Raw genomic sequence first — 26,577 nt, forward strand, 5'->3', positions numbered from 1 at the left:
GCCACGGGGCTCCTGCCTTTTGTGCGACCGGGCCGCGCCCCGGAGTCGTACGCCTTTCATGAATTCCGGGTGAATTCCCGCCGGCGGCTCCTGGGGCCTCCGGCGGCTCCTGGGGCCGGCCAGGAAGGCCGCAGGAAAGCCCCGGGAAGGCCCCGGGAACGGCCCCGGAGAGGCCCCCCGCGGTCAGCCGCGGTACAGCTCCTGCACCTCCCGCGCGAAGTCCCGCATGATCGCCTCGCGGCGCAGCTTCATCGACGGTGTCAGATGGCCCGCCTCCTCGGTGAAGTCCACCGGCAGCACGGCGAAGCGGCGAATGGACTCCGGGCGGGAGACGAGCTTGTTGGCCTCGTCGACCGCGCGCTGCAGCACCGCCCGCAGATCCGGGTCGTCGACGAGGAGTTCCGGCGGGACCGGGTGCTTGCCGTTCATCCGCCGCCAGTGGGTGATGCCTTCGGGGTCCAGGGTGATCAGGGCGCTGACATAGGGGCGGCCGTCGCCGAGGACCAGGCACTGGGAGATCAGGGGGTGGGAGCGCAGCCAGTTCTCCAGCGGGGCGGGGGCCACGTTCTTGCCGCCCGCGGTGATCAGGATCTCCTTCTTGCGGCCCGTGATCGTCAGATAGCCCTCGTCGTCCAGGCGGCCGATGTCGCCGGTCGGGAACCAGCCGTCGTACGTCGCCGGGACCACCCCGCCGGCGTTCGGGTCCCAGTAGCCCCGGAACACCTGTCCCCCGGCCAGCAGCACCTCGCCGTCCGCCGCGATCCGCACCCGGGTGCCCGGCAGCGGCCAGCCCACCGTGCCCAGACGAGGCCGGTCCGGGGGCGTCACGGTGGCCGCGGCGGTGGTCTCGGTCAGGCCGTAGCCCTCGTAGATCTCGATGCCGGCGCCGGTGTAGAAGGCGGCCAGACCGCGGCCGAGCGGGGAGCCGCCGCAGATGACATGGCGCAGCCGGCCGCCCAGGGCGCCGCGGATGCGGCGGTAGACCAGGGGGTCGTACAGGGCGCGTGCCGTCCTGAGGCCCGTGCCGGGCCCGGGGCCGGTGCCGTGCCGGCGGGCCTGAAGCGCCTCGCCGTAGCGGCGGGCCACTCCCGCGGCGCGGTCGAAGGAGGCGGCCCGGCCGCCGCGCTCGGCCGCCGCGCGCGCGTTGTTGTAGATCTTCTCCAGCATGTACGGGATCGCCAGCAGGAACGACGGCCGGAAGCTCGCCAGGTCGGCCAGCAGGTCCTCCGCCTTCAGGCTGGGCGCGTGCCCGAGGCGCACTCCGGCGCGCACGCAGGCCACGGCGACCATGCGGCCGAAGACGTGGGACAGGGGCAGGAACAGCAGCGTCGAGGGCTCCTCGGAGGTCTTCCCCCGGAAGACCGGGTGGAGCAGTCCGACCGCGTTGTCCACTTCGGCCAGGAAGTTGCCGTGGGTGAGCGCGCAGCCCTTGGGCCGGCCCGTGGTGCCCGAGGTGTAGATCAGCGTCGCCAGGGTGTCGGGGCCCAGCACGCCGCGGCGCACGGTGATCTCCTGGTCCGGGACCGCCGCCGTGCCCAGTTCGGCGAGACGGTCCACATGTCCCTTGTCGATCACCCAGATGTGACGCAGGTCCGGCATGCGGTCGCGTTCCGGGCCGAGCGCCGCCGCCTGCGCGGCCGTCTCCGTCACCAGGGCCACCGCGCCGGAGTCCTGGAGGATCCAGCGGGTCTGGAAGAGGGAGGACGTCGGGTAGACGGGCACCGTGACCAGGCCCGCGGCCCAGGCCGCGAAGTCCAGCAGCGTCCACTCGTAGCGGGTGCGCGCCATCACCGCGATCCGGTCGCCCGGCTGCAGGCCCTCGGCGATCAGGCCCTTCGCCACGGCGAGCACCTGGCCGGCGAACCGGGCCGCCGTCACGTCGCTCCAGCCGCCGTCCGCGTCGCGGCGGCTGAGGACGCGGCGCCCCGGGTCCGCGCTCGCGTTCTCGAACGGCAGGTCGGCGAGCGATCCATGGGTCACCGGCGCCACCAGCGGGGGCACGTACGCCTCCCGCACCTCCCCGTCCAGCCGCCGGGTCCGCGGCGCCACGGTCACCGGGCCGGCGTCCGGGTCGTAGTCCAGGCCCTGCTCCGGGGACGGCGGGGGCACGGGCGCGGCGGACGGGGAGGACGAGTACGAGATGGGCATGACAGCTCCTGGGGCGTGCGGCTACGCGCACTGCTTCTGCCGCGTCCGGTGCGCGCGGGTACGCGCGGTGCTCTCGCTGTACGCGCGGTGCGCGCCGGATCGTTCACCGAAGGTGTGCGGCGCGGGTGTTACCGCCGGTTCGCCGGCCGGAACCGGGATCGTACGACTCCCTCGTGGGGAGTTTGTGGGGGTTCGGGGTGGATGAGGGGGTGGTCCGGGGCCGGGGCTGTGCAATCTTCAACGGCGGCTCGCCGCGCGCCGCCCGTCCCGCTCGGGGACCGCCGCGACCTTACCTGCGGTAACCTTACTCCGAGGTAAGCAACTTGGGATCCAGGGGAGACGGCACATGGCACACCGCTGTCCGCGCTTGACCGGCACCGGCCCGGCCGCCTCCCGCACCCTGCTCACCCGGCCGCCCGCGCTCGCCCCGCTCCTCGCCCGCGGCGCCGTGCGCTCGCCGTTCCGGCGGCCGCGCCCGGACGCGCCCTTCCCCCGCACCGCGCTGGTGCTGCCCTCCGTCCGCGTCGACCCGGCCCGGCTGGCCGCCTACGAGCGGGTGTGCGGCTTCGCGGCCGGGGACGGCACGCTGCCGGTCACCTATCCGCACGTGCTCGGCTTTCCCCTGGCGATGCGTCTGATGAGCGGCGGTGGCTTCCCCCTGCCGCTGCTGGGCCTGGTCCACACCTCGATCGCCGTCACCCGGCACACCGCGCTGCCCGCGACGGCGGCGTACGAACTGACGGTGCGTGTCACCGGACTGGTGCCGCACCGGCGGGGCACCGAGGCCGTCGTCGCCACCGAACTGCGCGGTGCCGGCGGGGACCTGGTGTGGGAGTCGGCCAGCACCTACCTGGCCCGCCACCGCACGGCCGCCGCCCCGCCGGACACCGTGGACGGAGGTTCCGGGGACGGCGTGGCGCAGGAGCGGCGCGAGGCGGTGCCCACCGTGGCTCAGTGGCGGCTGTCCGGGGACCTGGGCCGGCGCTACGGCGCCGTGTCGGGGGACCGCAATCCGATCCACCTCTACGCGTTCACCGCCCGCGCGTTCGGCTTCCCCCGGCCGATCGCGCACGGCATGTGGACCGTGGCCCGCTGCCTGGCCGCGCACGGCACACCCGGGGCCGCCGTGGTCCGCGCGCGGTTCCGGGCACCCGTGCCGCTGCCCGGCGCGGTCGCCTACGGCGCGGACGGCGACGGCCGCTTCGAACTGCGCGGCGCCGGGGACGGCCGCCTCCACCTGACGGGCGAGGTACTGCCGCTGCACGGGTGAGAACCTGCCCGCCGTCCCCACGGCCCGCCCCGCCACCGGGGCGCCCGGCTCAGGTGGCCGGCCGAGGCACGCGGGCCCAGCCCGGGCCCAGACACCCGGGCTCAGGCACCCGGGCTCAGGCACCCGGCTCAGGCGGCCGGCGGGGTCCAGGGGCGGCCCGCCATGAGGTTGTCCAGGCCCGCCCAGGCGAAGTTCATCAGGATCGCCGCCGCCTGCCGGGCCGTGACGCCCGGGGTGGCGTTGGCCCAGGCGGCGAGGGATTCGGCGGCCCCCACCAGGGCCTCGGCCAGCCCGCAGATCTCGCGCTCGGGCAGCTCCGGGTCGCGGTGCCCGCCCCGGCCCCGAGCCCCGCCACCCCGGGCCTCGCCACCCCGAGCCTCGCCACCCCGGGCCTCGCCCGAGCAGGCGACGCCCCCGCTGTGCGCGGTGAGCGCGATCAGCTGGGTGACGAACGCGACGAACTCCTCGCGCAGCGCGGAGACTTCGGCCTCGAACGGCTCGCCGTGGGTACGGGCCTGGGTGTGCAGCACCGACCAGCCGTCCGGGTGCTGGGCGGTGTGCGTGAAGAACGCCCGCAGCCCTTCCCAGAGTTGGCGGTCGGCGGGCACGTCGTGGTGGACCCCGGCTTTCACGGCCTCGGTCAGCGCGGCCGCCTCACGGCGGATGCAGGCGCTGAACAGGTCCTCCTTGGAGTTCAGATACAAGTAGACCAACGGCTTGGAGACGCCCGCCAGTTCGGCGATCTCGTCCATGGACGCGGCCATGTAGCCGCGCTGGCCGAAGGTCCGTACGGCGGCGTCGAGCATCTGCTGTTCGCGAACCGCGCGCGGCATCCGCTTGGTCTTCACGGCACCCATGGGGGCAAGCCTACGGTTCACCGGGGCGGCCCCGGACCCGCCGGGGGCTCCCCTCCCGCCGCACCGGCCGGATCAGGACGCCTTGCCCTGGGCCCGCGCGCTGTCCACGGCGACGTCCTCCTGACCCGCGCTGGCCTCGAAGTTCGCCTTCATGCGGTCCACCCTGCGGGCGACCTGCTCGGAGGCGCGGTCCCGCTCCTTGCGCAGCACCACGAAGCTGATCGGGGCCGAAATCACCAGGGCGAGCAGGGCCATCCACAGGCCGTTGGAGTCGCCCAGGCCGCGCGGGGCGAGGCCGGAGTGGACGAGGCCCCAGACGACCACGAGGCAGCCCACGAAGATTCCGAGGCGCATCAGCGTGTAGCGGAGCATCTCAATCCACTCTTCCGTGTCGAACGATCCCAAAGGCCCACCGTCCAGTGAAGCACGCCGGGGACCGGATCTTGCAGCGGGGGCGGCTCAGGCCAGCGGGAGCAGCATGATCACGTCGTCCCGGTCGTCGTCCGGTGCGACCCGGATCGCTCCGGGCACCCGGCCGACCTCCTTGTAGCCGCAGGAGGCGTAGAACCGCTCCAGGCCCAGCCCGCCCCGGCAGGTGAGACGGATCGCCTCGATGCCCTCGATGCCGCGGGCCGCCCGCGCGGCCGCCTCCAGCAGCTCGCGCCCGTACCCCTTGCCCTGGTGGCGCGGGTGCACCATCACCGTGTAGAGCCACAGCCAGTGCCTCATCAGCCGGTGGGTGTTGGACGTCAGGAAGGCCGCCGCCGCGACCCGCCCCCGCTCGTCGTGCCCGGCCAGCAGCCGCGCCCGGCCCTCGGCCATCGCCACGAAGTGGCGCACCAGCTCCGCGCGTATCTCCTCGCGGGAGGCCGGGGCGACGAAGCCGACGGCTCCCCCGGCGTCCGTCACCTCGGTCCACAGGTCGAGAAGGCCGTCGCGCAGGGAGCGGTCCACGGAGGGATCGAGCGTGAAAGTAAGGGGCATGAGGCCATCGTATCCCTTACGGCAGGCTGCCCCCCCAGGACTCCGTACGACTCCGTGCGACTCCGTACCCCTCACGGCAACGCGGTGGCCGCCACCTTCAGGTCCGAGACCAGCCCCCGGTACGCACCCTCCCGGTCCTCGGCGCGCAGTACGGCGGACGGGTGCACGGTCGGCACCAGGCGCCGGGGCCGCCCGTGGACCTCCCGCTCCAGCACCGTGCCGCGCGCCTTGGTCACCCGGAACGACGACCCGAGCAGCGCCTTGCCCGCGGTCGCGCCCAGCACCACGATCAGCTCGGGCTCGACCAGGGCCAGTTCGGCCGCGAGCCAGGGCCCGCACGCCGCCGCCTCGCGCAGGCTCGGCGCCTTGTGGATACGGCGCCCCCGCGGCTCGGCCCGGGTGAACTTGAAGTGCTTGACCGCGTTGGTGACGTACGCCTCGCCCGGGTCGAGGCCGGCCTCGGACAGCGCCCGGTCCAGCAGCCGGCCGGCCGGGCCGACGAACGGCCTGCCCTGCCGGTCCTCCTGGTCCCCCGGCTGCTCGCCGACGAGCATCAGCCGGGCGCCGGCGTCGCCCGCGCCGAACACGGTCTGCGTGGCGTCCCGGTGAAGCGGGCAGCCCCGGCACCCGGCGGCCGCCTCGCGCAGCGCCGCCAGGTCCGCGCCGTCGTCCGGCACGAAGGGCTCGGCGGTGTAGGCGTCCTCGGGCGCGGTCGTTCGCGGGCTCACGGCCGCCGGGTACCCCGCACACCAGGCCTCCAACGAGCCGCCGTACCCGCGCCGGACCGCCGTGTCCGCACGAGCCGCCGTGCCCACGCCGGACCGCCGTGTCCGCACAGGCCGGCATGCCCGCGCCGGACCGCCGTGTCGCACTAGCCGACATGCCCGCGCCGGACCGCCGTGTCCGCACGGGCCGACGTGCCCGCGCCGGACCGCCGTCTCCTCACCACCCCGGCCGGCGGCCGGGCGGGCTCACACCCGCATGGGCTGCGGGGACTCGCGGCGGTCGGCGTCCGGGCCGTCGTACTCCCGGATGATCTCGTAGCGCGTGTTGCGCTCCACCGGCCGGAAGCCGGCGTCCCGGATCAGCTCCAGCAGGTCCTCGCGCGTCAGCTTGTCCGGGGTGCCGAAGTTGTCCGCGTCGTGAGTGATCTTGTACTCGACGACCGAGCCGTCCATGTCGTCCGCGCCGTGCTGCAGCGCAAGCTGGGCGGTCTGCACGCCGTGCATCACCCAGAAGACCTTCACGTGCGGGACGTTGTCGAAGAGCAGCCGGGAGACGGCGAAGGTCTTCAGCGCCTCGGCGCCCGTCGCCATCGTGGTGCGCGCCTGGAGGCGGTTGCGGACCTTGCCGTCCTTCATGTCGACGAAGTCGTGCTGGTAGCGCAGCGGGATGAAGACCTGGAAACCGCCGGTCTCGTCCTGCAGTTCACGCAGCCGCAGCACGTGGTCCACCCGGTGGCGGGGCTCCTCGATGTGGCCGTAGAGCATGGTGCAGGGCGTCTTGAGGCCCTTCTCGTGCGCCAGCCGGTGGATCCTCGACCAGTCCTCCCAGTGGGTGCGGTGGTCGACGATGTGCTGCCGGACCTCCCAGTCGAAGATCTCCGCGCCGCCGCCGGTCAGGGACTCCAGCCCGGCGTCGATCAGCTCGTCGAGGATCTCGGAGGCGGACAGCCCGGAGATGGTCTCGAAGTGGTGGATCTCGGTGGCGGTGAACGCCTTCAGCGAGACGCCCGGCAGGGCCTTCTTCAGCTCCCGCAGCGAGCGCGGGTAGTAGCGCCACGGCAGGCTGGGGTGGAGCCCGTTGACGATGTGCAGCTCGGTGAGGTTCTCCCCCTCCATCGCCTTGGCCAGTGCGACGGCCTCCTCGATGCGCATCGTGTACGCGTCCTTCTCGCCCGGCTTGCGCTGGAAGGAGCAGTAGGCGCAGGACGCGGTGCACACGTTCGTCATGTTGAGGTGGCGGTTGACGTTGAAGTGCACGACGTCGCCGTTCTTGCGGGTGCGCACCTCGTGGGCGAGGCCGCCGAGCCACGCGAGGTCGTCCGACTCGTACAGCGCGATGCCGTCCTCACGGGTCAGCCGCTCGCCCGAGCGGACCTTCTCCTCCAGCTCGCGCTTGAGCCCGACGTCCATGCGAATACCTCTTTCCGGGAAGACTCCGACCGACAACCGTACGCCGCGCGCCCTACACCTCCTCGGGCAGCTCACCCACCCGGTTCTCCCACTTGGTGGAGAGCACGATCGTGGTACGGGTGCGGGAGACGCCCTTGGTGCCGGAGAGCCGGCGGATGATCCTCTCCAGTCCGTCGACGTCCGTGGCGCGCACCTTGAGCATGAAGGAGTCGTCGCCCGCGATGAACCAGCAGTCCTCGATCTCGGGCAGGTCCTTCAGCCGGCGGGCCACGTCCTCGTGGTCGGCCGCGTCGGACAGTGAGATGCCGATCAGCGCCGTGACGCCGAGGCCGAGCGAGGCGGCGTCCACGGTGGCCCGGTAGCCGGTGATGACACCGGCGGCCTCCAGCCGGTTGATGCGGTCGGTGACGCTCGGTCCCGACAGGCCGACGAGGCGCCCCAGCTCCGCGTAGGAGGCCCGGCCGTTCTCCCTCAGGGCCTGGATGAGCTGCCTGTCCACCGCGTCCATGCGATCGAAGCCTTCCGCTGAAGAGTTCCAGAAGTGATGAGAGGTGCTGCCGCCGGCGCTACCGGACCGGCGTGCCGCTGCCGCCGCCGAGTTCGCCCTTCCAGCGGCGGTACAGCCGGTGCTCGACGCCCGCCGCGTCCAGCACCCGGCCCGCGACGAAGTCGACCAGGTCCTGGATGTGCGTCGCGCCGGCGTAGAAGGCGGGTGAGGCGGGCAGCACGGTCGCGCCCGCGTCGTCCAGGGCGACCAGGTGCCGCAGGGTCTGGCCGTTCAGCGGGGTCTCGCGTACGGCCACGACGAGCGGGCGGCGCTCCTTCAGGGTGACGCTCGCCGCCCGCTGGAGCAGGTCCTTCGACAGTCCGAGGGCGATGCCCGCGACCCCGGCGGTGGAGGCCGGGACGACGATCATCCCCTTGGCGGGGTACGACCCGGAGGACGGTCCGGCGGCCAGGTCCCCCGCGGGCCAGTACCGCACCGCGCTCACGTCCGCCTCGAAGGTCCCGGGCTTGCCGTCGGCCCCCCGGCCCAGCCACTCGCGCAGGTCGTCCCGCCAGTGGGCGTCCCGGAAGGAGATGCCGGTCTCGTCGAGCAGGGTGAGCCGCGAGGCCCGGCTGACCACCAGGTCGACGCTCTCGCCGGCGTCGAGCAGCGCACGCAGCACCGCGGCCGCGTACGGCGTACCGGACGCTCCGGACACCCCCACGATCCAAGGTGTGCGCTGCGGTTCTCCTGGCTTCATGGTGTCGAGCCTATCCGTCGGCGTTCATGATCGAACCGCGAGGCGGCCCTTCCCGGCCGCGGGGGGATCAGACCGTCAGCCCCCGTACCAGCAGATCCAGCAGCGCGCACACGAACAGGGCGATGCCGATGAAGCCGTTGACGCTGAAGAAGGCCCGGTTGAGGCGGGACAGGTCGTGCGGGCGCACGATGCCGTGCTCGTAGACGAACGCGCCGGCGACGATCAGCAGGCCCAGCCAGAAGAAGGCGCCGGCGCCGGTGGCGGCCCCGTACCAGACGAACAGGGCCGTGGTGACGGCGTGGCAGACGCGCGCCGCCCGGATGGCCGCGGGGATACCGAAGCGGGCCGGGACCGACATCACGCCGATCGCACGGTCGGTCTCCACGTCCTGGCAGGCGTAGATCAGGTCGAAGCCGCCGATCCAGACGCCCACGGCCAGACCGAGGATCACCGCGTCCCAGGACCAGGTGCCGCTGATGGCCAGCCAGCCGCCGACCGGGCCCATCGCCTGGGCCAGGCCCAGGATGGCCTGCGGGAAGTTCGTGAACCGTTTGCCGTAGGGGTAGACCACCATCGGGATCACCGCGATGGGGGCGAGGGCCAGGCACAGCGGGTTGAGCAGGGCGGCGGCGCCGAGGAAGACGACGAGCGCGATCAGCGCGCCGGTCCAGGCGTGCCGCACCGACATCGCGCCGGTCACCAGCTCGCGGTGGGCGGTGCGCGGATTGCGGGCGTCGATCTCCCGGTCGATGATCCGGTTGACCGCCATGGCGAAGGTGCGCAGGCCCACCATGCAGATCGTGACCAGCAGCAGCCGGCCCCAGTGGATGTTCCTGTCCCACTCGTACATCGCGGTCAGCGAGGCGATGTAGGCGAAGGGCAGCGCGAAGACGGAGTGCTCGATCATCACGAGCCGCAGGAACGCCGGTACACCTCCGCGTCGGCGGAGAGGCCCCGCGCTGCCGTTGTCCAGAATGGCCTCGCCGCTCACAGGCCGTACTCCTTCCATCGCCGTGTCACCCGTTCGGCGGTATCCGGGTCCGACAGGACCATCTCCGGCCATCCGCCGTCCCTCGTGTAGCCCTCCTCGGGCAGTTTCCTGGTCGCGTCGATGCCCGCCTTGCCGCCCCAGAACTGCTGGTAGGAGGCGTGGTCCAGATGGTCGACGGGGCCTTCGACGACCGTGAGGTCGCGGGAGTAGTCGGTGTTGCCCAGCGCGCGCCAGGCGACCTCGTGCAGATCGTGCACGTCGCAGTCGGCGTCGACGACCACGATCAGCTTGGTCAGCGACATCATGTGGGCCCCCCAGATGGCGTGCATCACCTTCTGGGCGTGCTTGGGGTACTTCTTGTCGATGGAGACGATCGCGCAGTTGTGGAAGCCGCCCGCCTCGGGCAGGTGGTAGTCCACGATGTCCGGCACGATGATCTTCAGCAGCGGCAGGAAGAAGCGTTCGGTGGCCCGGCCCAGCGGCCCGTCCTCGGTGGGGGGCCGTCCCACGACGATCGACTGGAGCAGGGGCCGCCTGCGCATCGTGACGCAGTCGATGGTCAGGGCGGGGAAGGGCTCCTGCGGGGTGTAGAAGCCGGTGTGGTCCCCGAAGGGCCCCTCGGGCAGCATCCGGCCGGGCTCCAGCCACCCTTCCAGCACCACCTCGGCGTTGGCGGGGACCTGGAGCGGCACGGTACGGCAGTCGACCATCTCGATCCGCTTGCCCGCGATGAACCCGGCGAACAGGTACTCGTCGATGTCGCCGGGCAGCGGGGCGGTGGAGGCGTAGGTCACCGCGGGCGGGCAGCCGAAGGCGATGGCGACCGGCAGCCGCTCACCGCGGCGGGCGGCCACCTGGTAGTGGTTGCGGCTGTCCTTGTGGATCTGCCAGTGCATGCCGATGGTGCGCTTGTCGTGGCGCTGCAGGCGGTACAGCCCGAGGTTGCGGATGCCCGTCTCGGGGTCCTTGGTGTGGGTGAGCCCCAGGTTGAAGAACGACCCGCCGTCCTGCGGCCAGGTGAACAGCGCCGGCAGCCGCTCCAGGTCGACCTCGTCGCCGTGCAGCACGACCTCCTGCACCGGCGCGTTGTCGGGCTTGACCTTCTTCGGCGGTACGTGGGTCATCGCGCCGAGCTTGCCGAACGCCTCGCGCACGCCCACGAAGCCGTGCGGCAGCTCGGGCCGCAGCAGTCCGCCGATCTTCTCGGAGATCTCGCCGTACGACTTCAGGCCGAGCGCCTTCAGCAGCCGCCGGTCGGTGCCGAAGACGTTCATGGCGAGCGGCGTCGCGGAGCCCTTGACGTTCTCGAAGAGCAGCGCGGGACCGCCGGACTTCTGCACCCGGTCGACGATCTCACCGACCTCCAGATACGGGTCGACCTCGGCCTTGATGCGCTTGAGGTCGCCCTCGCGCTCCAGCGCCCTGAGCAGGGAGCGAAGATCGTCGTAAGCCATGCGTCCCAGTATCTGTCACCGGCTACCCTGGCCCCGTCACCGGGGCCGACCAAGGCTCCGCAGCCGTCCGCCCGCCGACCGCCCGGGAGATCACCCCGCCATGCTCAGGTACCTGCCCCTCCTGCTGGTCCTGGCCCTGTGGATCTACGCCTTCGTGGACTGCCTGAACACCCCGGAGGACGAGGTCCGCTCGCTGCCGAAGGTGGCCTGGGTGTTCGTGATCCTGCTGTTCGGCGAGGTGCTGGTGGGGCCGGTGGCCTGGCTGCTCGCGGGCCGGCCGCGCCGCACGGCGGGCGCGGGCGGCCCGGCGTGGGTCGCCCCCGACGACAACCCCGCCTTCCTCGAGTCCCTGCGGAAGAAGGACGACGACCCGAGGGGCGAGTGACCGCCCGGCAACGCTATTCGTGGTCGGCGAGCCGCTCGATCAGCTGCTCGAAGCGGGCCCGCCAGGCGGCCTCCGACTCCCGCTCCCCCTGGAACTCGCGGGTGAAGCGGAGCACGGAGCCGCCGGCGCCGTCGCGTTCCAGGTGGAAGCGGATCCGGCCGGCGCCTTCCAGGGTGTACTCGGCGACCCGGTCGACGTCCCACGCGGTGATCCGCCCGCGGCCGAGGTCGCGCAGGGCGACCGTGCCGCCGAGCCGGGGCTCCAGCTCGTCGGCGGCGGTGAACCAGCCCGCGAGGCCCTCCGCGGTGGCGAGCGCCGGCCAGACCGCCTCCATGGGTCTGGGGAACCGCACCCGGAACGCGAGGATGTGCGTGTTCCCGTGGGTCTGGCTGGTGCCCTGTTCGATGGAACCGGTCATGCCTCCAGTGTCGCGCCGGGGCGCACGAGGGGCCCGCGGCTCACACGCCGGCGTAGGAGTGCTTGCCGCTCACGAAGAGGTTGACGCCGTAGTAGTTGAACAGGAAGCAGAGGAAGGCGGCCAGCGCGATGTACGCCGCCTTGCGGCCCTTCCAGCCGGCCGTGGACCGGGCGTGCAGGTAGCAGGCGTAGCCCACCCAGGTGATGAACGCCCAGGTCTCCTTCGGGTCCCAGCCCCAGTAGCGGCCCCAGGCGGACTCGGCCCAGATGGCGCCCGCGATGATCGTGAACGTCCACAGCGGGAAGACGGCCGCGTTGACGCGGTAGGAGAACTTGTCCAGGGACGCCGAGGCGGGCAGCCGCTCCAGCACGGAGGTCGCGAAGGAGCCGGGCCGGCCGCCGCTCGCCAGCTTGCTCTCGTAGGAGTCCTTGAACAGGTACAGCAGCGCGGAGATCGCGCCGACGTAGAAGACCGCGCCGCAGAAGATCGCGGTGGAGACGTGGATGTACAGCCAGTACGAGTGCAGGGCGGGGACGAGCTGGTCGCTCGCCGTGTAGAGCTTGGTGACCGCCAGGCCCAGGTCGAGCAGGACCGTGGTGGTCAGGAACAGGCCGATCCAGCGCACGTTCTTCCGCAGCGCGAGCAGACCGAGGTACACCCCGACCGCGACGGTGGAGAAGGTGATGTTGAACTCGTACATGTTGCCCCACGGCGCCCGCTCCACGGAGGCCGCGCGGGCGACCACGCCGGCCGCCTCGACGGCGAAGGCGAGCACGGTGAGCGAGACGGCGATCCGCCCGTACAGGTCGCCCTGCGCGTCGCCGCCGTGCGCGCCGGGGCCGTCGGGCACGTCACGGGAGCCGGCGGAGGACCGCACGACGACCTTCGGCCGCTCCAGGACGGCGGTGCCGCCGGCGGACTTCACCGTCACCGCGGGGCCCCGGGCCGTGGCGGAGGACTCGCTCCCGGCCGTCAGCGCGGCGGCCGTGCGGGCGACCTTGCTGCGGCTGCCGAAGAGCCATTCGGCGATGTAGGCCAAGAAGGCCAGGGTGTAGACGGCCATGGCGGAGTAGATCAGCGTGTTGCTGACGTTCGCCAGGTGTTCGTTGGTCGCCGTGGCGAGCTCGGTTGCGGCGGCGAGAGTCACTTCTTCTCAGCCCCTTCGGCGGGTACGGGAGGGTCGGCGTCCGGCTGGTCGCCGGGCGGGACGTCGGTGCGTGCGGGTGCCTTGTCGTGGACGAGGGCGGCCAGGTCGCCGATCTCCTCGGGGAGCTTCGCGGACTCGCTGCGGCCGAGGCCGGCCACCTCCACGACCGTCACGCCGTCGGCGCCCCGGACGGCGCGGACCCAGACGCGGCGGCGCTGGATGAACAGCGATCCGGCCAGGCCGGCGATGGCGGCGACGGCTCCGCCCAGGGCCCAGCCGTTGCCGGGCTGCTGGACGATCTGGAAGCCGGCCCACTCCTTGATGTCCTTGTCGAAGGTGATGGAGCCGGCGCCGCCGGGCAGCGTCATGGTCTCGCCGGGCAGCAGCCGGTCGGCGAGGATCCTGCCCTTGGCGTCCTCGAACTGCTTCAGGTTCCGGTCCTTGGTGTCCAGCTGGTACACGTTCTGCGGGATGCCCGCGTTGACGCCCAGGTCGCCGTGGTAGGCGTTCAGCGCGAGGACGGGGAAGTCCAGCGCGGGGAACTGGGAGAACATCGTGCCCTTGCCGGCGCCCGCGAAGGTCGGCACGAAGAACGCCTTGAACGCCAGCTGCTCGCTCTTGCCCTGCGGGTTCGTGTAGCCGTCCAGCACCTTGATCGCGCCCTGCGAGGTGACGTTGGCGTCCATCGGCAGCAGCGGGACGGCCTGGTGGAAGACGACGTTCCCCTTGCCGTCGCGCACGGTGACGGTCGGGGCGTAGCCGTGGCTGACGAGGTAGACCTTGGCGTCGCCGACCTCCAGCGGGTGGTTGGGCGAGATGGAGCCCTTCCTCGCCCTGCCGTCGGCACCCACGTGGTAGTCGACGTCCGCCCGGTAGACGCGGGGGGTGCCCTTGTTGGGGCCGCTGCGCTCGTACGTGCCGGTGAAGTTCTTCAGGTCGAAGCTGAACGGCACCAGGTCGTCGTCGCCGAAGAGGCTGCCCGACTTGAAGTCGTCGTACTGGGTGAGCGTGTTGGCGAATCCGCCACCCTCGACGATCAGCTTGTTGCCCTCGGTCTTGTACAGCTGGCCCCAGGCGAAGGCGATCAGCATCACGATCAGCGCGACGTGGAAGACCAGGTTGCCGGCCTCGCGCAGATAGCCCTTCTCGGCGGCGACGGCGTCGCCTTCGGTGTGGGCGCGGAAGCGCCGCTGCCGGAGGATCCTCAGCGCCACCTCGCGGACCTCGCCCGGCGCGGCGTCGGTGCGCCAGGTGGCGTACGCGGGCAGCCGGGTCAGCCGCTTGGGGGCGCCCGGCGGGCGGCCGCGCAGCTGGCCGGCGAACTGCCAGGTGCGCGGCACGATGCAGCCGATGAGGGAGACGAACAGCAGGATGTAGATCGCCGAGAACCACACCGAGCTGTAGACGTGGAACAGTCCGAGCCGGTCGTAGAGCGGTCCGAGGGTGCGGTGTGCCTGCTTGAAGGCCTCGACCTTGGTGGCGTCGCTGCCCGTCTGCGGGATCAGCGAGCCGGGGACGGCGCCCAGGGAGAGCAGGAACAGCAGCAGCAGCGCCACCCGCATGGAGGTCAGCTGCCGCCAGAACCAGCGGGCCCAGCCCAGCGCCTCGCGCCCGGTCCAGGCGAGCCGGCCGGCCGCGCCGGGGGCGCGGCTGCCGCCGAAGGAGCCGGGCACGGTCGTCTCCACGGGGGCCGTGGACAGCTGCGAGCCGGCCGCGCCGAGGTCGTCCTCGCCCGGCGGCGGTACGGCCGCGGTGTCGTCGGCGGGCGTGTCGGCGGCGCCCGTTGTCGTCTTGCTCATGGATCAGATCCCCACAGTGAAGCCGGTGGACCAGGTCTGCATCTCCTGCACCAGGCGGTCCCAGGCACCGGTCAGCAGCAGCGCGCCGGTCACGATCATCATCGTGCCGCCGACGCGCATCACCCACACATAGTGGCGCTTGACCCAGCCGAAGGCGCCGAGGGCCTTGCGGAAGGCGACCGCCGTGAGCACGAACGGGATGCCCAGCCCGGCGCAGTAGGCGACCGTCAGCAGCGCGCCGCGCCCGGCGCTGGCCTGCTGGAAGGAGAGCGTCTGCACCGCGGAGAGGGTCGGGCCGATGCACGGGGTCCAGCCGATCCCGAACAGGGCGCCGAGCAGGGGCGCGCCCACCAGGCCCGCGGTGGGCCGCCGGTGGAAGCGGAACTCACGCTGGCTCAGCCAGGGCGTCAGGCCCATGAAGAACAGGCCCATGAGGACCATGAGCACGCCCAGCACCTTGGACAGCACGCCCTTGTAGTCCTGCAGGGTCTGCCCGAAGTAGCCGAACAGCGCGCCGCCGGAGACGAAGACGACGGTGAAGCCGAGTACGAAGAGGCAGGCGCCGACGGCCATCCGCCCGCGCCGGGCCTCGGCCAGGTCCGTGCCGGTGACCCCGGTCACATAGGAGAGGTAGCCGGGGACGAGCGGCAGGACGCACGGGGAGAAGAAGGAGACGAGACCGCCCAGCACGGCGATGGGCAGCGCGAGCAGCAGGGCTCCGCTGAACACCGTCTGGTTGGGGTCGGTCGCTGCGGCCAGTAGCACGGGGGCTCACTTCTCCGCGAGGACCGGGTCGAGCATCTTGCGCAGCTTGTCCTCGCTGAGCGCCTGCAGGGCGCGCGCCGCGATGTTGCCGTCCCGGTCGACGACGATCGTGGTCGGGATGAGCTGCGGGTTGAGGGTGCCCTTCTTGAAGCGGAGCATCAGCTTGCCCGCGGGGTCGTACAGGCTCGGGTACGGCACCCCGAACTCCTTCTCGAACGCCTGGGCCGGCTGGGTGCTGGTGTCGCGGGTGTTGATGCCGACGAACTGCACGCCCTTGGCCGAGGTGTCCTTGGCCACCTTCACGAGGTTGGGCGCCTCGGCACGGCACGGTGCGCACCAGGAGCCCCAGACGTTGAGGACGACGATCCTGCCCTTGTAGGCGCCCAGGTCCAGCGGCTTGCCGTCGACGGTCCTGCCGGACAGGTCAGGGGCGGGTTTGCGGTCGCCCTTCTTGACGGTCGCGATGCCGTCGGAGCCGGTGATGAAGTTGGTGTTGCCCGAGCCGCCGGAGGTTCCTCCGGAGCCGCACGCGGTCAGGGTGAGTGCCGCGACGGCGCTCCCCGCGGCGAGCAGGGCGGCGCGGCCGCGGACGCGGGTGGTGCGCGTGCGGTGCGGACGGGACGGGCGGTTCGCCCGGTTCGAGCACTGGGGGGCGCGGCTGACGGCACTCATGTGAAAAGTTTCGCATGCCCGTTCCGGGGATCTTGCGCACCCCCCTGACGGCCGGAGAACCGCATCTCAGGCCGGGTTCTGCGCACCCTTCGCGCTCTGCGTCCCGGCGCCACCGGTGCCGGAGCCCGCACCGGCGCCCGCCGAGCCGGTGTCCTTCAGGAAGTCCTTCCAGCCCCCGGCCGGCCGCTGCCCGACGTCGAGGGTGCGCAGTGTGGCGAGTACCTCGGGCTTCTGGGCGTCCATCCAGTCGGCGAACTGCCGGAAGGAGACCAGACGCACGTCCGCGCCCTTCTCCTTCTCCCGCGCGATGTGCTTGAAGGCCTCCTCGACGGCGTCCATGTAGATGCCGCCGTTCCACTGCTCGAAGTGGTTGCCGATGAAGAGGGGTGCCCGGTTCGTCTCGTATGCCCGCTTGAATCCCTGGATGTACGCCTGGGCCGCCTGCTGCCGCCAGCCCGGGTAGTTGGCGGGCGGGGCCTTGGTGGAGTTCACCGACTGGTTGGCGAGCATGTTGTAGTCCATCGAGAGGACCTCGAACTTGCGCCCGGGGAAGGGTATCTGCTGCAACGGCAGGTCCCAGATCCCCAGCTTCTTGCGCGGCCACACCTGCCGGCCGCCGGGCGAGGAGGCGTCGTAGCGCCAGCCCAGGCGGCGGGCGGTGGGCAGCAGCCGGTCCTGGCCGAGCAGGCAGGGGGTGCGGCCGCCGACGAGCTCCTTGTCGTAGTCGAAGGGCAGGGAGGGCAGGTCGGTCCAGCCGGTGTTGGTGCGCCACTGCTTGACGAAGGACTTCGCCTGGTCGATCTCGCTCTGCCACTGCTTGGGCGTCCAGTTGGCGACGGTGCCGTGGCCGGAGCAGAAGTGGCCGTTGAAGTGGGTGCCGATCTCGTGGCCCTCGAGCCAGGCGCGGCGCACGTTGGCGAGCGTGGACTTGATGTGCTCGTCGGTCAGGTAGCCGATGTCGGAGGCGCCGCGGACGTTGTTCGGGGGGTCGTACAGGCGCTTCTTCGACTCCGGGAGCAGATACAGCCCGGAGAGGAAGAAGGTCATGTGGGCGTCGTGCTGCTTGGCCAGGTCCAGGAAGCGCGGGAACAGCCCGTTGCCGACCTCGCCGGCCCCGTCCCAGGAGAAGACGACGAACTGCGGCGGCGTCTGGCCGGGCTCCAGCGGCTCCGGCTTGGCGGGCTGGTGCGGCTGCTTGCCGGTGTACGACGTCGAGCCGTCGCCGATGGGCCGGGCGGAGGGCTGCCCCTTGCCGTCGCCGCGAGAACCCCCGCCCTTGGAACCGCCGCCGTCGCCGTCGCCGTCCGACGACTTGAGGGTGCCGCAGCCCGCGAGCCCGACGGCGGCCGCGGTGCCCGCGCCGAGGCCGAGTATTCCCCTTCGGGAGAAGGTGCGCATGAGATCCCCGATCCGTCACGTCCACTGGTGGTCACCCCATCAGAGGACGGGACGGACACGGGGGTTCCTGCCTACTATATGAATTCCGCAACAATTATTGCGAAATGATCCGCCGGATCCGCCGGGCTCGTGTCCGGCCGGTCGTGCGGCTCAGGCGCCGAAGGCCTTGCCCTGCCCCTTCACCGGCTTGGCGCCCGCGAGGAGATGGGCCGGCACCAGATCGCGGGCGGGCTCGGTGTAGCCGACGGAGACGATCCGGTCGCCCTGGTACGTGAACGTCGTCAGCGAGGCGAGCGTGCACTGCCGCTTGCGCGGGTCGTGCCACAGCCGCCGCCGCTCCACGTAGGAGCGCACGATCCAGATCGGCAACTGGTGGCTCACCAGCACCGCTTCGTGCCCGCGTGCCTGGTCCTTGGCCGCGTTCAGCGCGCCCATCATGCGTACCACCTGGTCGACGTACGGCTCGCCCCACGACGGCCGGAACGGGTTGACCACGTGCTTCCAGTTGCCCGGCCGGCGCAGCGCGCCGTCGCCGACGCCGAAGGTCTTGCCCTGGAAGACGTTCTCCGCCTCGATCAGCCGCTCGTCGGTGGCGAGGTCGAGCCCGTGCGCCTTGGCGATCGGGGTCGCCGTCTCCTGCGCCCGCTCCAGCGGGGAGGCGACGACGTAGGTGATGTCGCGGGAGGCGAGGTGCTCGGCGACCCGCTCGGCCATCTGCCGCCCGAGCGCGGAGAGGTGGTAGCCGGGCAGCCGCCCGTACAGCACCCCGCTCGGGTTCTCGACCTCTCCGTGCCGCATCAGGTGGACGACGGTGATGTCGCCGTTGCCGCTGCCGTTGCCGCCGTTGCCGTGGCTGACGCTGCCGGCGTCGCGGCTGCCGTTGACCGCGCTCATGCCGTCGCCTCCGCCGTCGCTTCCGCCGCCGCCCGTGCCGCCGCCGGAAGGGCGTCGGAGATCCGCTGGAGCGCCCGCTCGTCGTGGGCGGTGGAGACGAACCAGGACTCGAACGAGGAGGGCGGCAGATGGACGCCGTTCTCGAGCATCGCGTGGAAGAAGGCGGTGAAGCGGAACGACTCCTGCGCCCGGGCGTCGTCGTAGTCGCGCACCGGCCGGTCCGTGAAGAACACGGAGAACATGTTGGAGGCGTTCTGCAGCGTGTGCGCGACGCCCTCCTTGGCCAGCGCCTCGGAGACCATGGCCTGGATCTGCTGCGAGACGGCGTTCACCTTCGCGTACGCGGCCTCGTCGAGCAGCCGCAGCTGGGCGAGCCCGGCGGCGGTGGCGACCGGGTTCCCGGACAGGGTGCCGGCCTGGTAGACGGGCCCGGCCGGGGCCAGGTGCGCCATCACGTCGGCGCGTCCGCCGAACGCGGCGGCCGGGAAGCCGCCGCCCATCACCTTGCCGAAGGTCATCAGGTCGGGCACCACCCCGTCGACGCCGAACCACCCGGCGCGGCTGGTGCGGAACCCGGTCATCACCTCGTCGGAGATGTACAGCGCGCCGTTCGCCGCGCAGAGGTCCTTCAGCCCCTGGTTGAACCCGGGCAGCGGCGGCACCACGCCCATGTTGCCGGGCGACGCCTCGGTGATCACGCAGGCGATCTCGCCGGGGTGCGCGGCGAAGGCGGTGCGCACCGCGTCGAGGTCGTTGTACGGCAGCACGATGGTGTCGCTCGCCTGGGCGCCGGTGACCCCCGGGGTGTCCGGCAGCGCGAAGGTGGCGAGCCCGGAGCCGGCCGCGGCGAGCAGCGAGTCGACGTGCCCGTGGTAGCAGCCGGCGAACTTGACCACCTTGGACCGCCGGGTGAACCCGCGGGCGAGCCGGATGGCGGACATGGTGGCCTCGGTCCCGCTGGAGACGAGCCGCACCTGCTCCAGCGGCGCGACCCTGGCCACCATCTCCTCGGCGAGCGCGACCTCGCCCTCACCGGGCGTGCCGAAGGACGTGCCGCGCGCGACCGCCTCCTGCACGGCGGCGATCACCTCGGGGTGGGCGTGCCCGAGGATCATCGGCCCCCAGGAGCAGACCAGGTCGACGTACTCCCGCCCGTCGGCGTCCGTCAGGTAGGGGCCGCTGCCGGACACCATGAACCGGGGCGTACCGCCCACGGCCTGGAAGGCACGCACCGGCGAGTTCACGCCGCCGGGCGTCACGGCCGCCGCACGGTCGAACAGCGCCTGCGAGACGGGGGCTTCGTATGGATATGGCAGTTCGCTCATGACCTGCGGATTCTCCGATTTCTCGGGGGTCTCGGGGTGTCCCGGGTTTCCTGGCTTTCCCTGGATTCCGGCCCTTTGGCGGACTCCGGCGGGCAGTGACCTGTTCAGGGTAGGCCAGCGGGACGCGCGGGCCCGCGGGGCGGGGGCGGGGGCGGGGGGCACGGCGTACCGGCGACGGGGGCATGAGACGGACTGGGGGCGGGGGCGCGGCGGACTGGGGGGCGAGGGCGCGACGACCGCGGGGCGCACACGGCGGTCGCGAGGCGCACACGACGGGCGCGCGGCGCGTACGGCGGGCGCGCGGCCGGGGGGCGGATACGGGTCGCGTCCGGCGGAACCGACCGGCCCGCGAGCCGGATCACTCGGATTGTGGCGCACCCATCTGCGAAACTGGGCTTCGCGTACGTATAGACAAGGCGAAGGGTCGTGTCGAGGGCCTTGAAGATCCCCGCGGACTGATGTTTCGGCGCACGTTTCGGCGGGCGGCCGTGGGGGAGGTCACTGACACGATGATCGGGTTGCGCGGCGGGGGCCACGCGTCCTAGAAAAGCAGTCGGGTGGAGATATGCATCGCGGTGGCGGACTGGGCGAGGGGACTGATGACCTGGGTCCTCGACGTGCCCGGCGGGGAAGGCACCGACGCGAGGCGGAGGAAGCGGCCGAGACACGTCAGGAACACGGTGTGCCGGGTGAGCTCGAGCGGCCGGACCGGCGGTTCGATCACCGGATCGACCGCCGGGTGGAAGGCCTTCGGGCAGGGAGCGGGAATGGTGGTCGGGTGGGGGTGACGTACAAGTACTTCGGTGCGCCCGACGGTGCTACGGCTGCCCGCGTCCCGATCTCGATGCGCCCCGAGGAACTCGGCGGCGACGAGCTCGGCATGAACGGCATGTTCACCAAGATCAAGCCGGAGACCATGGCCGCGATGGTGCTGACCGGCATCGAGGGCGTCCCCCTGCACAAGGTGCCGCCGCTCGAGCTGGTCGTCCTGCACCCGGACTACGCCGTGGTGAAGCTCCCGATGACCGTCGTCGACCCCCTCCGGGACATCGGCGAGGAGGCCGTCGGCGCGGCCGCGTTCATCTGGTCCACGGTCCCGGACCGCGGCGGCCCGCGCGACGCCTTCAACGTGTACCAGCTCCTGCACGAGTGGCAGGACTTCTCACACCGGCTGCACGAGGCGGGGCACCAGCCGTACTGCCTGGTGTGGCCCTGAGCTGGGGTTTCGCTGGTCTTGGGCGGGGCTTTCGGGCCTCGCCCTCGTCAGGTGCCAGGAGGGGCCGTCAGGCGGCCAGGGCACATCGAGGGCACATTGGTTTCGGTGGGGGCACTGATGTGCCCTGGGCGGCGGGCGGGTCTCCGTTGCCCTCCGCCTCGGCTTCAGCTTCGGTGAAGGCGTCGTCGATCGCCTTGCGGGTGCGGGTCTCGCTGGAGGGCAGCAGGTGCGTGTACGTCCGGAGCGTGAAGCCCGGGTCCGAGTGGCCGAGGTACTCGGAGAGCGCCTTGATACTTTCGCCCGCGTCCAGGAGCTGAGGCGTAGGCGTGCCGAAGGGCGTGCACGCCTGACTATGAAGTCCGCCACGCCGACGTGCCTGATGTGGCCCGCAGCTACTTGCACGGGAGGGCGTCAGCTTCGGGGTCATTCCTCGATTCGTTGCAAAGCGGCTGCCCGGTGGTCACCTGCGGCTGCCAACCCGTCCACGAGGCGTCGCCACCGTGTGATCTGATTCGACAGCATTGCGTCACGTGAGTGAAGTGCCTTGAGCCAGTCGGTGAGGTACCAGCACTTGTTGGCGATGACGCGATAGTTGCCATCGGCCAAATGCTCGGCCCAGGCCAGCCCCGTGTCCCGCTGCCATTCAAGCGGAGCGCACTTGCCGAGTTGTGCGAGCGCGTCAAAAGCCTTGGGTTCCTGGCCGGCGATCCTCAACCAGCGAACGACGAGGTCGGCAATGGTGTCGGGGTGCAGCCAGCCTTCTCGCGCGCGGGCAAGCGTCGCGTCGATGTCAGCGTCGCTCATGTCAATCCCCGGGGCGGGCAGGAGCGCCCCCAACGCGTAGTCTCCCCAGTGGCGGTCTCGGCGCAGTTCGCTACCGTCGCCGATGGCGTCGAGGGCCGCCTCCATGACGACGGACCACACCTCCGGCAGAGTGGGACGCAGCTCGTCGTCGTACGTAAAGAGGACGGCGAGGTCACGGAAGAATTCGTACAGGCCGCGACCGTTGGCCGCGAGCCGCTGTGCATGCACCTTTAGCGGCTCGGTGTCACCGCGGACCGCCAGATTGACGATGACGCGAGCGCTGTCCTTGCTGTACCGGTTCTCGTACCCTTCCCTCGCCCAGTGGTCGGCGGCGCGGGCGTGGGCGTCCAGCAGGACTTCGACAAGTCCCTTCGCCTGATCCGCCACGCAGCTGTCGCCGACGGACGCGGCACCGGCGGCGACAAGTGGTGGGATCAGTGACGTCAGGTAGAGCCGCTCCGTCTCGACTTTGGGCAACGTCTGCTCGTAGGGACCGTCGAGCCGGGGACGGGCACGTGCACCCGTCTCTGGGTCCCAGTCGCCGAGGCGACAGTCCTGTAGTCCCGCCCGCACGGCGCTGAGCGCTGCTACGTGGCGGCACGGAAGCGATCGCTGGTCGGCGTCGCATGGCGCGGCCCAGACCCGGTCAACAGCCTGGGCGAACGCGATGCGTACCTCGTTGAAGTGGTTCGTGGTGCAGCGCTCCAAGACACCGATAATTGCCTGCCTATCGAGCTCGATGTCATCTGATGCCACGGCGAGGAGTGCCGGCAGACCGGTCGCCGCGGACCGGTCGGCGCCCAGCGAGTAGAAGGAGGAGGCGACGTACTCGGTACGGCTCGGTTCGGTGATCGCCTCGATCAGGACGGCCGTCGCCCAACGCAAGTCATCGACCGGCACGTCGATACGTCCGTGGGCGTGTGCGACGGCAGCGGCAGCAGCGACGGCGGCGATCGGGTCAAGCCGATTGAGAGTGGAGGCGGGCGGATCCTCGCCCAAGGACCGAGCCAAAGCGATGTCAGCCAGGAGCCTGTCGACAGGGGCAACGCGATCGGCGGCTCTGGCGTAGGTGTTCTGCAAGCGCATCGCCTGGCTGGCGCGGTCGATCATCTCGGTTTCGGGCCGCATCTGGGTCGCCAGCGGCTCGGGGTGCTGATATTGCACGATCAAGTTGCCAGAGTCATCGGGTTCCGGATGGAAGTTCTCCGGTCTGAACGTCGCCGCCCATCCCCGTACCGAGGCGAGGAAGCGATCAGCCTCCGCGCCACCCTGAGAGTCAGCGACAAGCTCCTCAGCACGGCGGACGAGTTCCTCGCCCGTGGCCGCAAGCTCGTTCAGCCGAGCCTGGTCGCCGGAAAGGGTCGCGCGAATCGTGAGTTCGGCGGCGACGTCGCGCAGACTACTTCGACGGCGAGAGAGACCGACAATATTAGGCGCATCCGGGCCCTGGACGTAGAGCACTCCTTCACTGGCAACGCGTGCGAATTCCAGGTGCCATACGTCCAGATTGCGCATCCAAGGATTCAACAGATCATCTGCCTGCTCCAGATGACGCACGAGGAATCCGACCACGAGACCGGGCATAGCCAGGTTATTGCAGTCACGCAGCAGCAACTGCACGATCCGCTCAAGTGGGACGTCAGCGAGGGCGACGAGCTGGTCGGCGAGCCGCTCGACAGCAAGTAGCGCACTCACACACGGGTACGGCCCAACAGACGAACCTCGATACCACGCCCACACGTGTGCGTCTCCGACGCAGCGCCTGACACCGACTCCCGGAATATCCAGGTCCGCTCCGGTCAGTTCGTCGGGCGGCGCCTGAGTGTAGGCGTCGTGGTCCCCGACACGGATGGCCGCCGCGTGGTCGAGCATCCGGTTGATCAATGCCAGCGTCGGCACGAGCCGGACCCTCAGCAGTTGCCAGAAGGGGCCACGGTACCACCCGGCCATCCGTTCGGTGATGCTTCCACTGCCGCGGTGGTGCCGGATGCCATCATCGAACGGATAAAAACCAGATCGGCCATATCTGCCCGCCTCGGCATCGTACCGTTCGATGTAGTAGGACTCCGTCAGGGTCAGGAGCAGGTCCGGCTGATGTTTGGCCATCTCCGCCACGGACCAGAAATTCTCCACAACAGGTTCGAGACGAGCCCCTCCGTCGTCGGCAATTCCCCTTAGAAACCTCTCAGCCCGCCCATCGAGATCGGGGCCGAGCATTGCCAAAGCTTCCACTGCGAACTCGTCCCAATGCTCCGGTTCGGCTGCGAGGATACGGTCCCGCACCAGCTGCCGAATAGGGTCGGAAACATCCGTCTCGGCTTGCACCAGTCCGCGCAGCCAGGCCAGCACCAGTTCGCGGACGGATCGGCTCATACCATCCGCAGCCCAGAGATCACCGTCGGAATCGGCGTCCCATTCGCGGCAGAAGCTCAGCTCGACCAGCGGCGCGAGCACCACCGGATCACCGATGTCGTGGGGGGCGTAGCGCTGCATGGCCAGCCGGATCACGGTACGCAAGCCGGCTTGCCGGTCGGCCTGCAGCTCAGGCCATGTCCGGCCGAGGACGTCACCGGCGGCACCGAGGGTTAGCACCGCCTCCCAGGGCACATCCGACCACCGCTCGCCATGGTCGGATGCGATCTTGTCAAAGATTGCCCGCAGATACGCGAGTGATTGCCTGACATCGGCGGCGGTGAGCAGCTGGGCCTGGCATGCGACGCGTGCGGCACGTAGGGCCCAGCGCGGTGCCTCCGCAGTCGAGAGGAGACCGAAACCGTCCGTGACGAGCACCCGCACGATTGCCATGTCCCGCACTAGATCACTGGCAAATCGATCAGACGGGTTCCAGGCGCTGGTCGCATTGAGGGGCGCCAGCAGACCGTCGGAACGCAAAGAAGGCAACGCGACCGAGTCAGGTGACACAGAGTTATCGTGGGGCAGCAGTTGGCGTCTGGCCAGCGCACGAAGAGACTGATCACGAGCGTCAGGAGAAGGTCCACCTGGTGGCACCATCTCTCCGCAGCGCACCAAGTGACGCCAGACGGCTGCGAACAGGTCAGCCTCGGACACCGCCCCCTCAGGGGCCGAAACGCCCGGCCCCGCGCGCAACAGCATGTCGACCAGTCCCGGTCTGCCCAGCAGCCACTGGGCACGCTCGTCGTCGGCCCATCGCCGTAGCTGTGGGAAAGCCTTGACCACCTGCTCGATCTCAGCCGAGGTCAGCGCAGGAACCTCATGCTCATGGACAAGGTCCTCGACAGCCCCGCCGTCTCGCACCGTACTTTGCGCGGCCTGCAGGAGCACATCACGTGTGGCTCCGGAACCATCGGTGCGGGTCACCGCAACCACGCCAAGCCCGGTGGTCATGGCCGCTCGAGCGAGATCCGAGAGCAACTGGGCGCGGCCTTCCAGTACCGACTCCGCGCCATCGACGACCAGCAGACGCCCCGTGGCCACGGCTGAGGCTCCCAGCACCGTGGTGACGCGGGCACCGAGCAATGCCTCGAATTCCGCCAGCCTTGCGGGCATCTCTCGCAGGTTTAGCACTATGACTGCAACACCATCGGCTCGCAGCCGCCCGGCTGTGCGCAGGGCCAGGGCGGACTTACCAGCATCCGGCTCACCAGTGACGACCAGCGCGGTCGCCTGTGATGCGGCCGTTCTCATTTCGACAGCCAGGGCGTTCCCGGCTTCGGTGCGCTGCAGTTCAAGGTTTTCGCCAGCACTGGTCAAGCGGAACCGCACGAGATTCTCGGCTGTCTCCGACAGGGCGTCAAGGACACGCCATGCTGCGGCGTGGGACGGGGAGCGGTCGACAACCGCCGTTCCGGAGAGCTGCCTTCGCAGCATGCTGCCGGTGACTGACGCGCCCGCCGGCGCATAGCTCCGAGAAAGCCTCTCCAGCGCTTCGAACAGCGCATCGGCGGCCGCCACCGAGGAGTCAGGAACAACGCTTCGCAGGCGTCCCACGACCGCCGTACGGTCGGACTCCTCAACGCCCTCCAACCTCAGCTCCCACAACCACAACACGTGCAGTACTCGCCAGGTCAGCTCCGCGTCAGGTGTCTCGGTGCTTACCTTTTGGCTGGCCGCCGCCTGAGCGATCAACGCATCCAGGTGGGTCAACCGAGTGCGAACAGCGCCGTTCGTACGTCCCGCCTGCTCCACCGCTGCCCGGAACGACTCCCCGTCGGGCTGCCCGTGAGCAATCACAGCCAGCTCGCGCACCTGCTGTACGGCCGGATTCGGACTGGCTACGGCAAGTGCCAGCCGCCAACGCCCCGCGCTGGCCTCATCCCAGTGGTCGGTGACGACCCGCAGGTAGGACACGAGCAGGTCCGCCGTAGAGTCGTCACTGGATGTGAAGCTCGGGGCTCGGCGCACCCCGATCGACAACCGCCGCTGCGCGCCGGAAGCCGTATCACCAACGACGATCAGGTCGTCCACAGCGCTGAACCGGCTGTCTTGGAAACGCACTGCTACCGGCATCACGTCATCGCCCAGCGCCGGGACGGGGTCACTTAGGAGGAGGTGGGCCAGCAGGACAGCTCCGAAGCGATGCTCCAGGACGGTGCCACCACCACCCGTCGAGTACGGGCTGGCTACCTTTTCCTCTTTGTCGCGATCCACCATCTCTGCAGAATATGGCGCACCACTGTCACCACAGGC

22 protein-coding genes and 1 pseudogene are annotated in these 26,577 nt (G+C 70.8%); 3 read left to right on the forward strand and 20 right to left on the reverse strand.

The features are described 5' to 3' along the window. Positions 1 to 183 precede the first annotated feature (183 nt). Positions 184 to 2,148 (reverse strand): AMP-dependent synthetase/ligase, encoded by a 1,965-nt coding sequence (locus ACI2LW_RS03435; RefSeq protein ID WP_404729391.1) that lies wholly within the window; start codon positions 2,146 to 2,148, stop codon positions 184 to 186. A 346-nt stretch (positions 2,149 to 2,494) separates the two neighbouring features. Here ACI2LW_RS03435 and ACI2LW_RS03440 point away from each other — a divergent pair, with 346 nt between their 5' ends. Beyond that, on the forward strand, positions 2,495 to 3,418 hold the full coding sequence (locus tag ACI2LW_RS03440) for a MaoC family dehydratase (RefSeq protein ID WP_404729392.1): 924 nt from the start codon (positions 2,495 to 2,497) through the stop codon (positions 3,416 to 3,418). Positions 3,419 to 3,546: 128 nt separating this feature from the next. On the opposite strand, the gene ACI2LW_RS03445 is transcribed toward ACI2LW_RS03440, so the two are convergent. The 9 genes from ACI2LW_RS03445 to ACI2LW_RS03485 form a co-directional block, all read right to left on the reverse strand. Next, positions 3,547 to 4,275 (reverse strand): TetR/AcrR family transcriptional regulator, encoded by a 729-nt coding sequence (locus ACI2LW_RS03445; protein WP_404729393.1) that lies wholly within the window; start codon positions 4,273 to 4,275, stop codon positions 3,547 to 3,549. A gap of 72 nt (positions 4,276 to 4,347) precedes the next feature. After that, a complete protein-coding gene (locus ACI2LW_RS03450) occupies positions 4,348 to 4,647 on the reverse strand; it encodes a DUF4229 domain-containing protein (protein WP_404729394.1) in 300 nt (99 codons plus the stop codon). A gap of 87 nt (positions 4,648 to 4,734) precedes the next feature. Then, the gene (locus ACI2LW_RS03455) at positions 4,735 to 5,259 is read right to left on the reverse strand and encodes a GNAT family N-acetyltransferase (protein ID WP_404729395.1); all 525 of its coding nucleotides are present in this window, start codon (positions 5,257 to 5,259) and stop codon (positions 4,735 to 4,737) included. A 71-nt stretch (positions 5,260 to 5,330) separates the two neighbouring features. After that, positions 5,331 to 5,987 carry a UdgX family uracil-DNA binding protein gene (locus ACI2LW_RS03460; RefSeq protein ID WP_404729396.1) on the reverse strand — a complete coding sequence of 219 codons (657 nt, stop codon included), beginning with the start codon at positions 5,985 to 5,987 and terminating at the stop codon, positions 5,331 to 5,333. A gap of 243 nt (positions 5,988 to 6,230) precedes the next feature. Next, complete coding sequence (gene mqnE / locus ACI2LW_RS03465) at positions 6,231 to 7,394, reverse strand: aminofutalosine synthase MqnE (protein WP_404729397.1); 1,164 nt, start codon at positions 7,392 to 7,394, stop codon at positions 6,231 to 6,233. A 52-nt stretch (positions 7,395 to 7,446) separates the two neighbouring features. Continuing rightward, complete coding sequence (locus ACI2LW_RS03470) at positions 7,447 to 7,902, reverse strand: Lrp/AsnC family transcriptional regulator (protein WP_351737298.1); 456 nt, start codon at positions 7,900 to 7,902, stop codon at positions 7,447 to 7,449. Positions 7,903 to 7,960: 58 nt separating this feature from the next. Beyond that, a complete protein-coding gene (locus ACI2LW_RS03475) occupies positions 7,961 to 8,641 on the reverse strand; it encodes a UbiX family flavin prenyltransferase (RefSeq protein ID WP_404729398.1) in 681 nt (226 codons plus the stop codon). A 67-nt stretch (positions 8,642 to 8,708) separates the two neighbouring features. Next, positions 8,709 to 9,632, reverse strand: a complete 924-nt coding sequence (mqnP, locus tag ACI2LW_RS03480; RefSeq protein WP_404729399.1) for a menaquinone biosynthesis prenyltransferase MqnP — start codon at positions 9,630 to 9,632, stop codon at positions 8,709 to 8,711. Continuing rightward, complete coding sequence (locus ACI2LW_RS03485) at positions 9,629 to 11,086, reverse strand: menaquinone biosynthesis decarboxylase (RefSeq protein WP_404729400.1); 1,458 nt, start codon at positions 11,084 to 11,086, stop codon at positions 9,629 to 9,631. Before ACI2LW_RS03485 ends, mqnP begins: the two co-directional genes overlap by 4 nt. A 100-nt stretch (positions 11,087 to 11,186) precedes the next feature. On the opposite strand from ACI2LW_RS03485, the gene ACI2LW_RS03490 reads away from it, so the two are divergent. Then, positions 11,187 to 11,471, forward strand: a complete 285-nt coding sequence (locus tag ACI2LW_RS03490; protein WP_404729401.1) for a PLD nuclease N-terminal domain-containing protein — start codon at positions 11,187 to 11,189, stop codon at positions 11,469 to 11,471. A 13-nt stretch (positions 11,472 to 11,484) separates the two neighbouring features. Here ACI2LW_RS03490 and ACI2LW_RS03495 read toward each other — a convergent pair whose 3' ends face one another. The 8 genes from ACI2LW_RS03495 to hemL all read right to left on the reverse strand — a co-directional run bounded on the left by ACI2LW_RS03495 (position 11,485) and on the right by hemL (position 19,889). Beyond that, on the reverse strand, positions 11,485 to 11,889 hold the full coding sequence (locus ACI2LW_RS03495) for an SRPBCC family protein (RefSeq protein WP_404729402.1): 405 nt from the start codon (positions 11,887 to 11,889) through the stop codon (positions 11,485 to 11,487). A gap of 40 nt (positions 11,890 to 11,929) precedes the next feature. Then, positions 11,930 to 13,036, reverse strand: coding sequence for a c-type cytochrome biogenesis protein CcsB (ccsB, locus tag ACI2LW_RS03500; RefSeq protein ID WP_404729403.1), 1,107 nt, complete (start codon positions 13,034 to 13,036; stop codon positions 11,930 to 11,932). Further along, the gene (locus tag ACI2LW_RS03505; protein ID WP_404729404.1) at positions 13,033 to 14,835 is read right to left on the reverse strand and encodes a cytochrome c biogenesis protein ResB; all 1,803 of its coding nucleotides are present in this window, start codon (positions 14,833 to 14,835) and stop codon (positions 13,033 to 13,035) included. Before ACI2LW_RS03505 ends, ccsB begins: the two co-directional genes overlap by 4 nt. A 3-nt stretch (positions 14,836 to 14,838) precedes the next feature. Next, positions 14,839 to 15,600 (reverse strand): cytochrome c biogenesis CcdA family protein, encoded by a 762-nt coding sequence (locus ACI2LW_RS03510; RefSeq protein ID WP_404729405.1) that lies wholly within the window; start codon positions 15,598 to 15,600, stop codon positions 14,839 to 14,841. Between the two features lie 6 nt (positions 15,601 to 15,606). Then, positions 15,607 to 16,272 carry a TlpA family protein disulfide reductase gene (locus ACI2LW_RS03515; RefSeq protein WP_404729406.1) on the reverse strand — a complete coding sequence of 222 codons (666 nt, stop codon included), beginning with the start codon at positions 16,270 to 16,272 and terminating at the stop codon, positions 15,607 to 15,609. A gap of 66 nt (positions 16,273 to 16,338) precedes the next feature. Then, positions 16,339 to 17,670, reverse strand: coding sequence for a hypothetical protein (locus ACI2LW_RS03520; RefSeq protein ID WP_404729407.1), 1,332 nt, complete (start codon positions 17,668 to 17,670; stop codon positions 16,339 to 16,341). Between the two features lie 150 nt (positions 17,671 to 17,820). Then, positions 17,821 to 18,468, reverse strand: a complete 648-nt coding sequence (locus ACI2LW_RS03525) for a histidine phosphatase family protein (protein ID WP_404729525.1) — start codon at positions 18,466 to 18,468, stop codon at positions 17,821 to 17,823. A 92-nt stretch (positions 18,469 to 18,560) separates the two neighbouring features. Beyond that, on the reverse strand, positions 18,561 to 19,889 hold the full coding sequence (hemL, locus tag ACI2LW_RS03530) for a glutamate-1-semialdehyde 2,1-aminomutase (RefSeq protein ID WP_404729408.1): 1,329 nt from the start codon (positions 19,887 to 19,889) through the stop codon (positions 18,561 to 18,563). 778 nt (positions 19,890 to 20,667) lie between these two features. Between hemL and ACI2LW_RS03535 the strand changes: the two genes are divergently transcribed. Further along, positions 20,668 to 21,105 carry a hypothetical protein gene (locus tag ACI2LW_RS03535; RefSeq protein WP_010353923.1) on the forward strand — a complete coding sequence of 146 codons (438 nt, stop codon included), beginning with the start codon at positions 20,668 to 20,670 and terminating at the stop codon, positions 21,103 to 21,105. Positions 21,106 to 21,172: 67 nt separating this feature from the next. Here the strand turns inward: ACI2LW_RS03535 and ACI2LW_RS03540 are convergent. Then, positions 21,173 to 21,452, reverse strand: a pseudogene (locus ACI2LW_RS03540) (tyrosine-type recombinase/integrase); the annotation flags it as partial. A gap of 76 nt (positions 21,453 to 21,528) precedes the next feature. After that, the gene (locus ACI2LW_RS03545) at positions 21,529 to 26,541 is read right to left on the reverse strand and encodes a hypothetical protein (protein WP_404729409.1); all 5,013 of its coding nucleotides are present in this window, start codon (positions 26,539 to 26,541) and stop codon (positions 21,529 to 21,531) included. Positions 26,542 to 26,577 lie beyond the last annotated feature (36 nt).

Origin of the sequence: Streptomyces sp. NPDC004065 (genome assembly GCF_044903565.1) — a bacterium.
Lineage (GTDB): Bacteria > Actinomycetota > Actinomycetes > Streptomycetales > Streptomycetaceae > Streptomyces.

What these genes read in the sequence shown, in the direction of transcription:
- ACI2LW_RS03520 (WP_404729407.1), bottom strand. Translation starts at nt 17,670, where the DNA reads ATGCGCACCTTCTCCCGAAGGGGAATACTCGGCCTCGGCGCGGGCACC.
- ACI2LW_RS03505 (WP_404729404.1), bottom strand. Translation starts at nt 14,835, where the DNA reads ATGAGCAAGACGACAACGGGCGCCGCCGACACGCCCGCCGACGACACC.
- ACI2LW_RS03445 (WP_404729393.1), bottom strand. Translation starts at nt 4,275, where the DNA reads ATGGGTGCCGTGAAGACCAAGCGGATGCCGCGCGCGGTTCGCGAACAG.
- ACI2LW_RS03450 (WP_404729394.1), bottom strand. Translation starts at nt 4,647, where the DNA reads ATGCTCCGCTACACGCTGATGCGCCTCGGAATCTTCGTGGGCTGCCTC.
- ACI2LW_RS03545 (WP_404729409.1), bottom strand. Translation starts at nt 26,541, where the DNA reads ATGGTGGATCGCGACAAAGAGGAAAAGGTAGCCAGCCCGTACTCGACG.
- ACI2LW_RS03485 (WP_404729400.1), bottom strand. Translation starts at nt 11,086, where the DNA reads ATGGCTTACGACGATCTTCGCTCCCTGCTCAGGGCGCTGGAGCGCGAG.
- ACI2LW_RS03495 (WP_404729402.1), bottom strand. Translation starts at nt 11,889, where the DNA reads ATGACCGGTTCCATCGAACAGGGCACCAGCCAGACCCACGGGAACACG.
- ACI2LW_RS03440 (WP_404729392.1), top strand. Translation starts at nt 2,495, where the DNA reads ATGGCACACCGCTGTCCGCGCTTGACCGGCACCGGCCCGGCCGCCTCC.
- ACI2LW_RS03515 (WP_404729406.1), bottom strand. Translation starts at nt 16,272, where the DNA reads ATGAGTGCCGTCAGCCGCGCCCCCCAGTGCTCGAACCGGGCGAACCGC.
- ACI2LW_RS03475 (WP_404729398.1), bottom strand. Translation starts at nt 8,641, where the DNA reads ATGAAGCCAGGAGAACCGCAGCGCACACCTTGGATCGTGGGGGTGTCC.
- mqnE (WP_404729397.1), bottom strand. Translation starts at nt 7,394, where the DNA reads ATGGACGTCGGGCTCAAGCGCGAGCTGGAGGAGAAGGTCCGCTCGGGC.
- ACI2LW_RS03455 (WP_404729395.1), bottom strand. Translation starts at nt 5,259, where the DNA reads ATGCCCCTTACTTTCACGCTCGATCCCTCCGTGGACCGCTCCCTGCGC.
- ACI2LW_RS03435 (WP_404729391.1), bottom strand. Translation starts at nt 2,148, where the DNA reads ATGCCCATCTCGTACTCGTCCTCCCCGTCCGCCGCGCCCGTGCCCCCG.
- ACI2LW_RS03525 (WP_404729525.1), bottom strand. Translation starts at nt 18,468, where the DNA reads ATGCGGCACGGAGAGGTCGAGAACCCGAGCGGGGTGCTGTACGGGCGG.
- hemL (WP_404729408.1), bottom strand. Translation starts at nt 19,889, where the DNA reads ATGAGCGAACTGCCATATCCATACGAAGCCCCCGTCTCGCAGGCGCTG.
- ACI2LW_RS03470 (WP_351737298.1), bottom strand. Translation starts at nt 7,902, where the DNA reads ATGGACGCGGTGGACAGGCAGCTCATCCAGGCCCTGAGGGAGAACGGC.
- ACI2LW_RS03490 (WP_404729401.1), top strand. Translation starts at nt 11,187, where the DNA reads ATGCTCAGGTACCTGCCCCTCCTGCTGGTCCTGGCCCTGTGGATCTAC.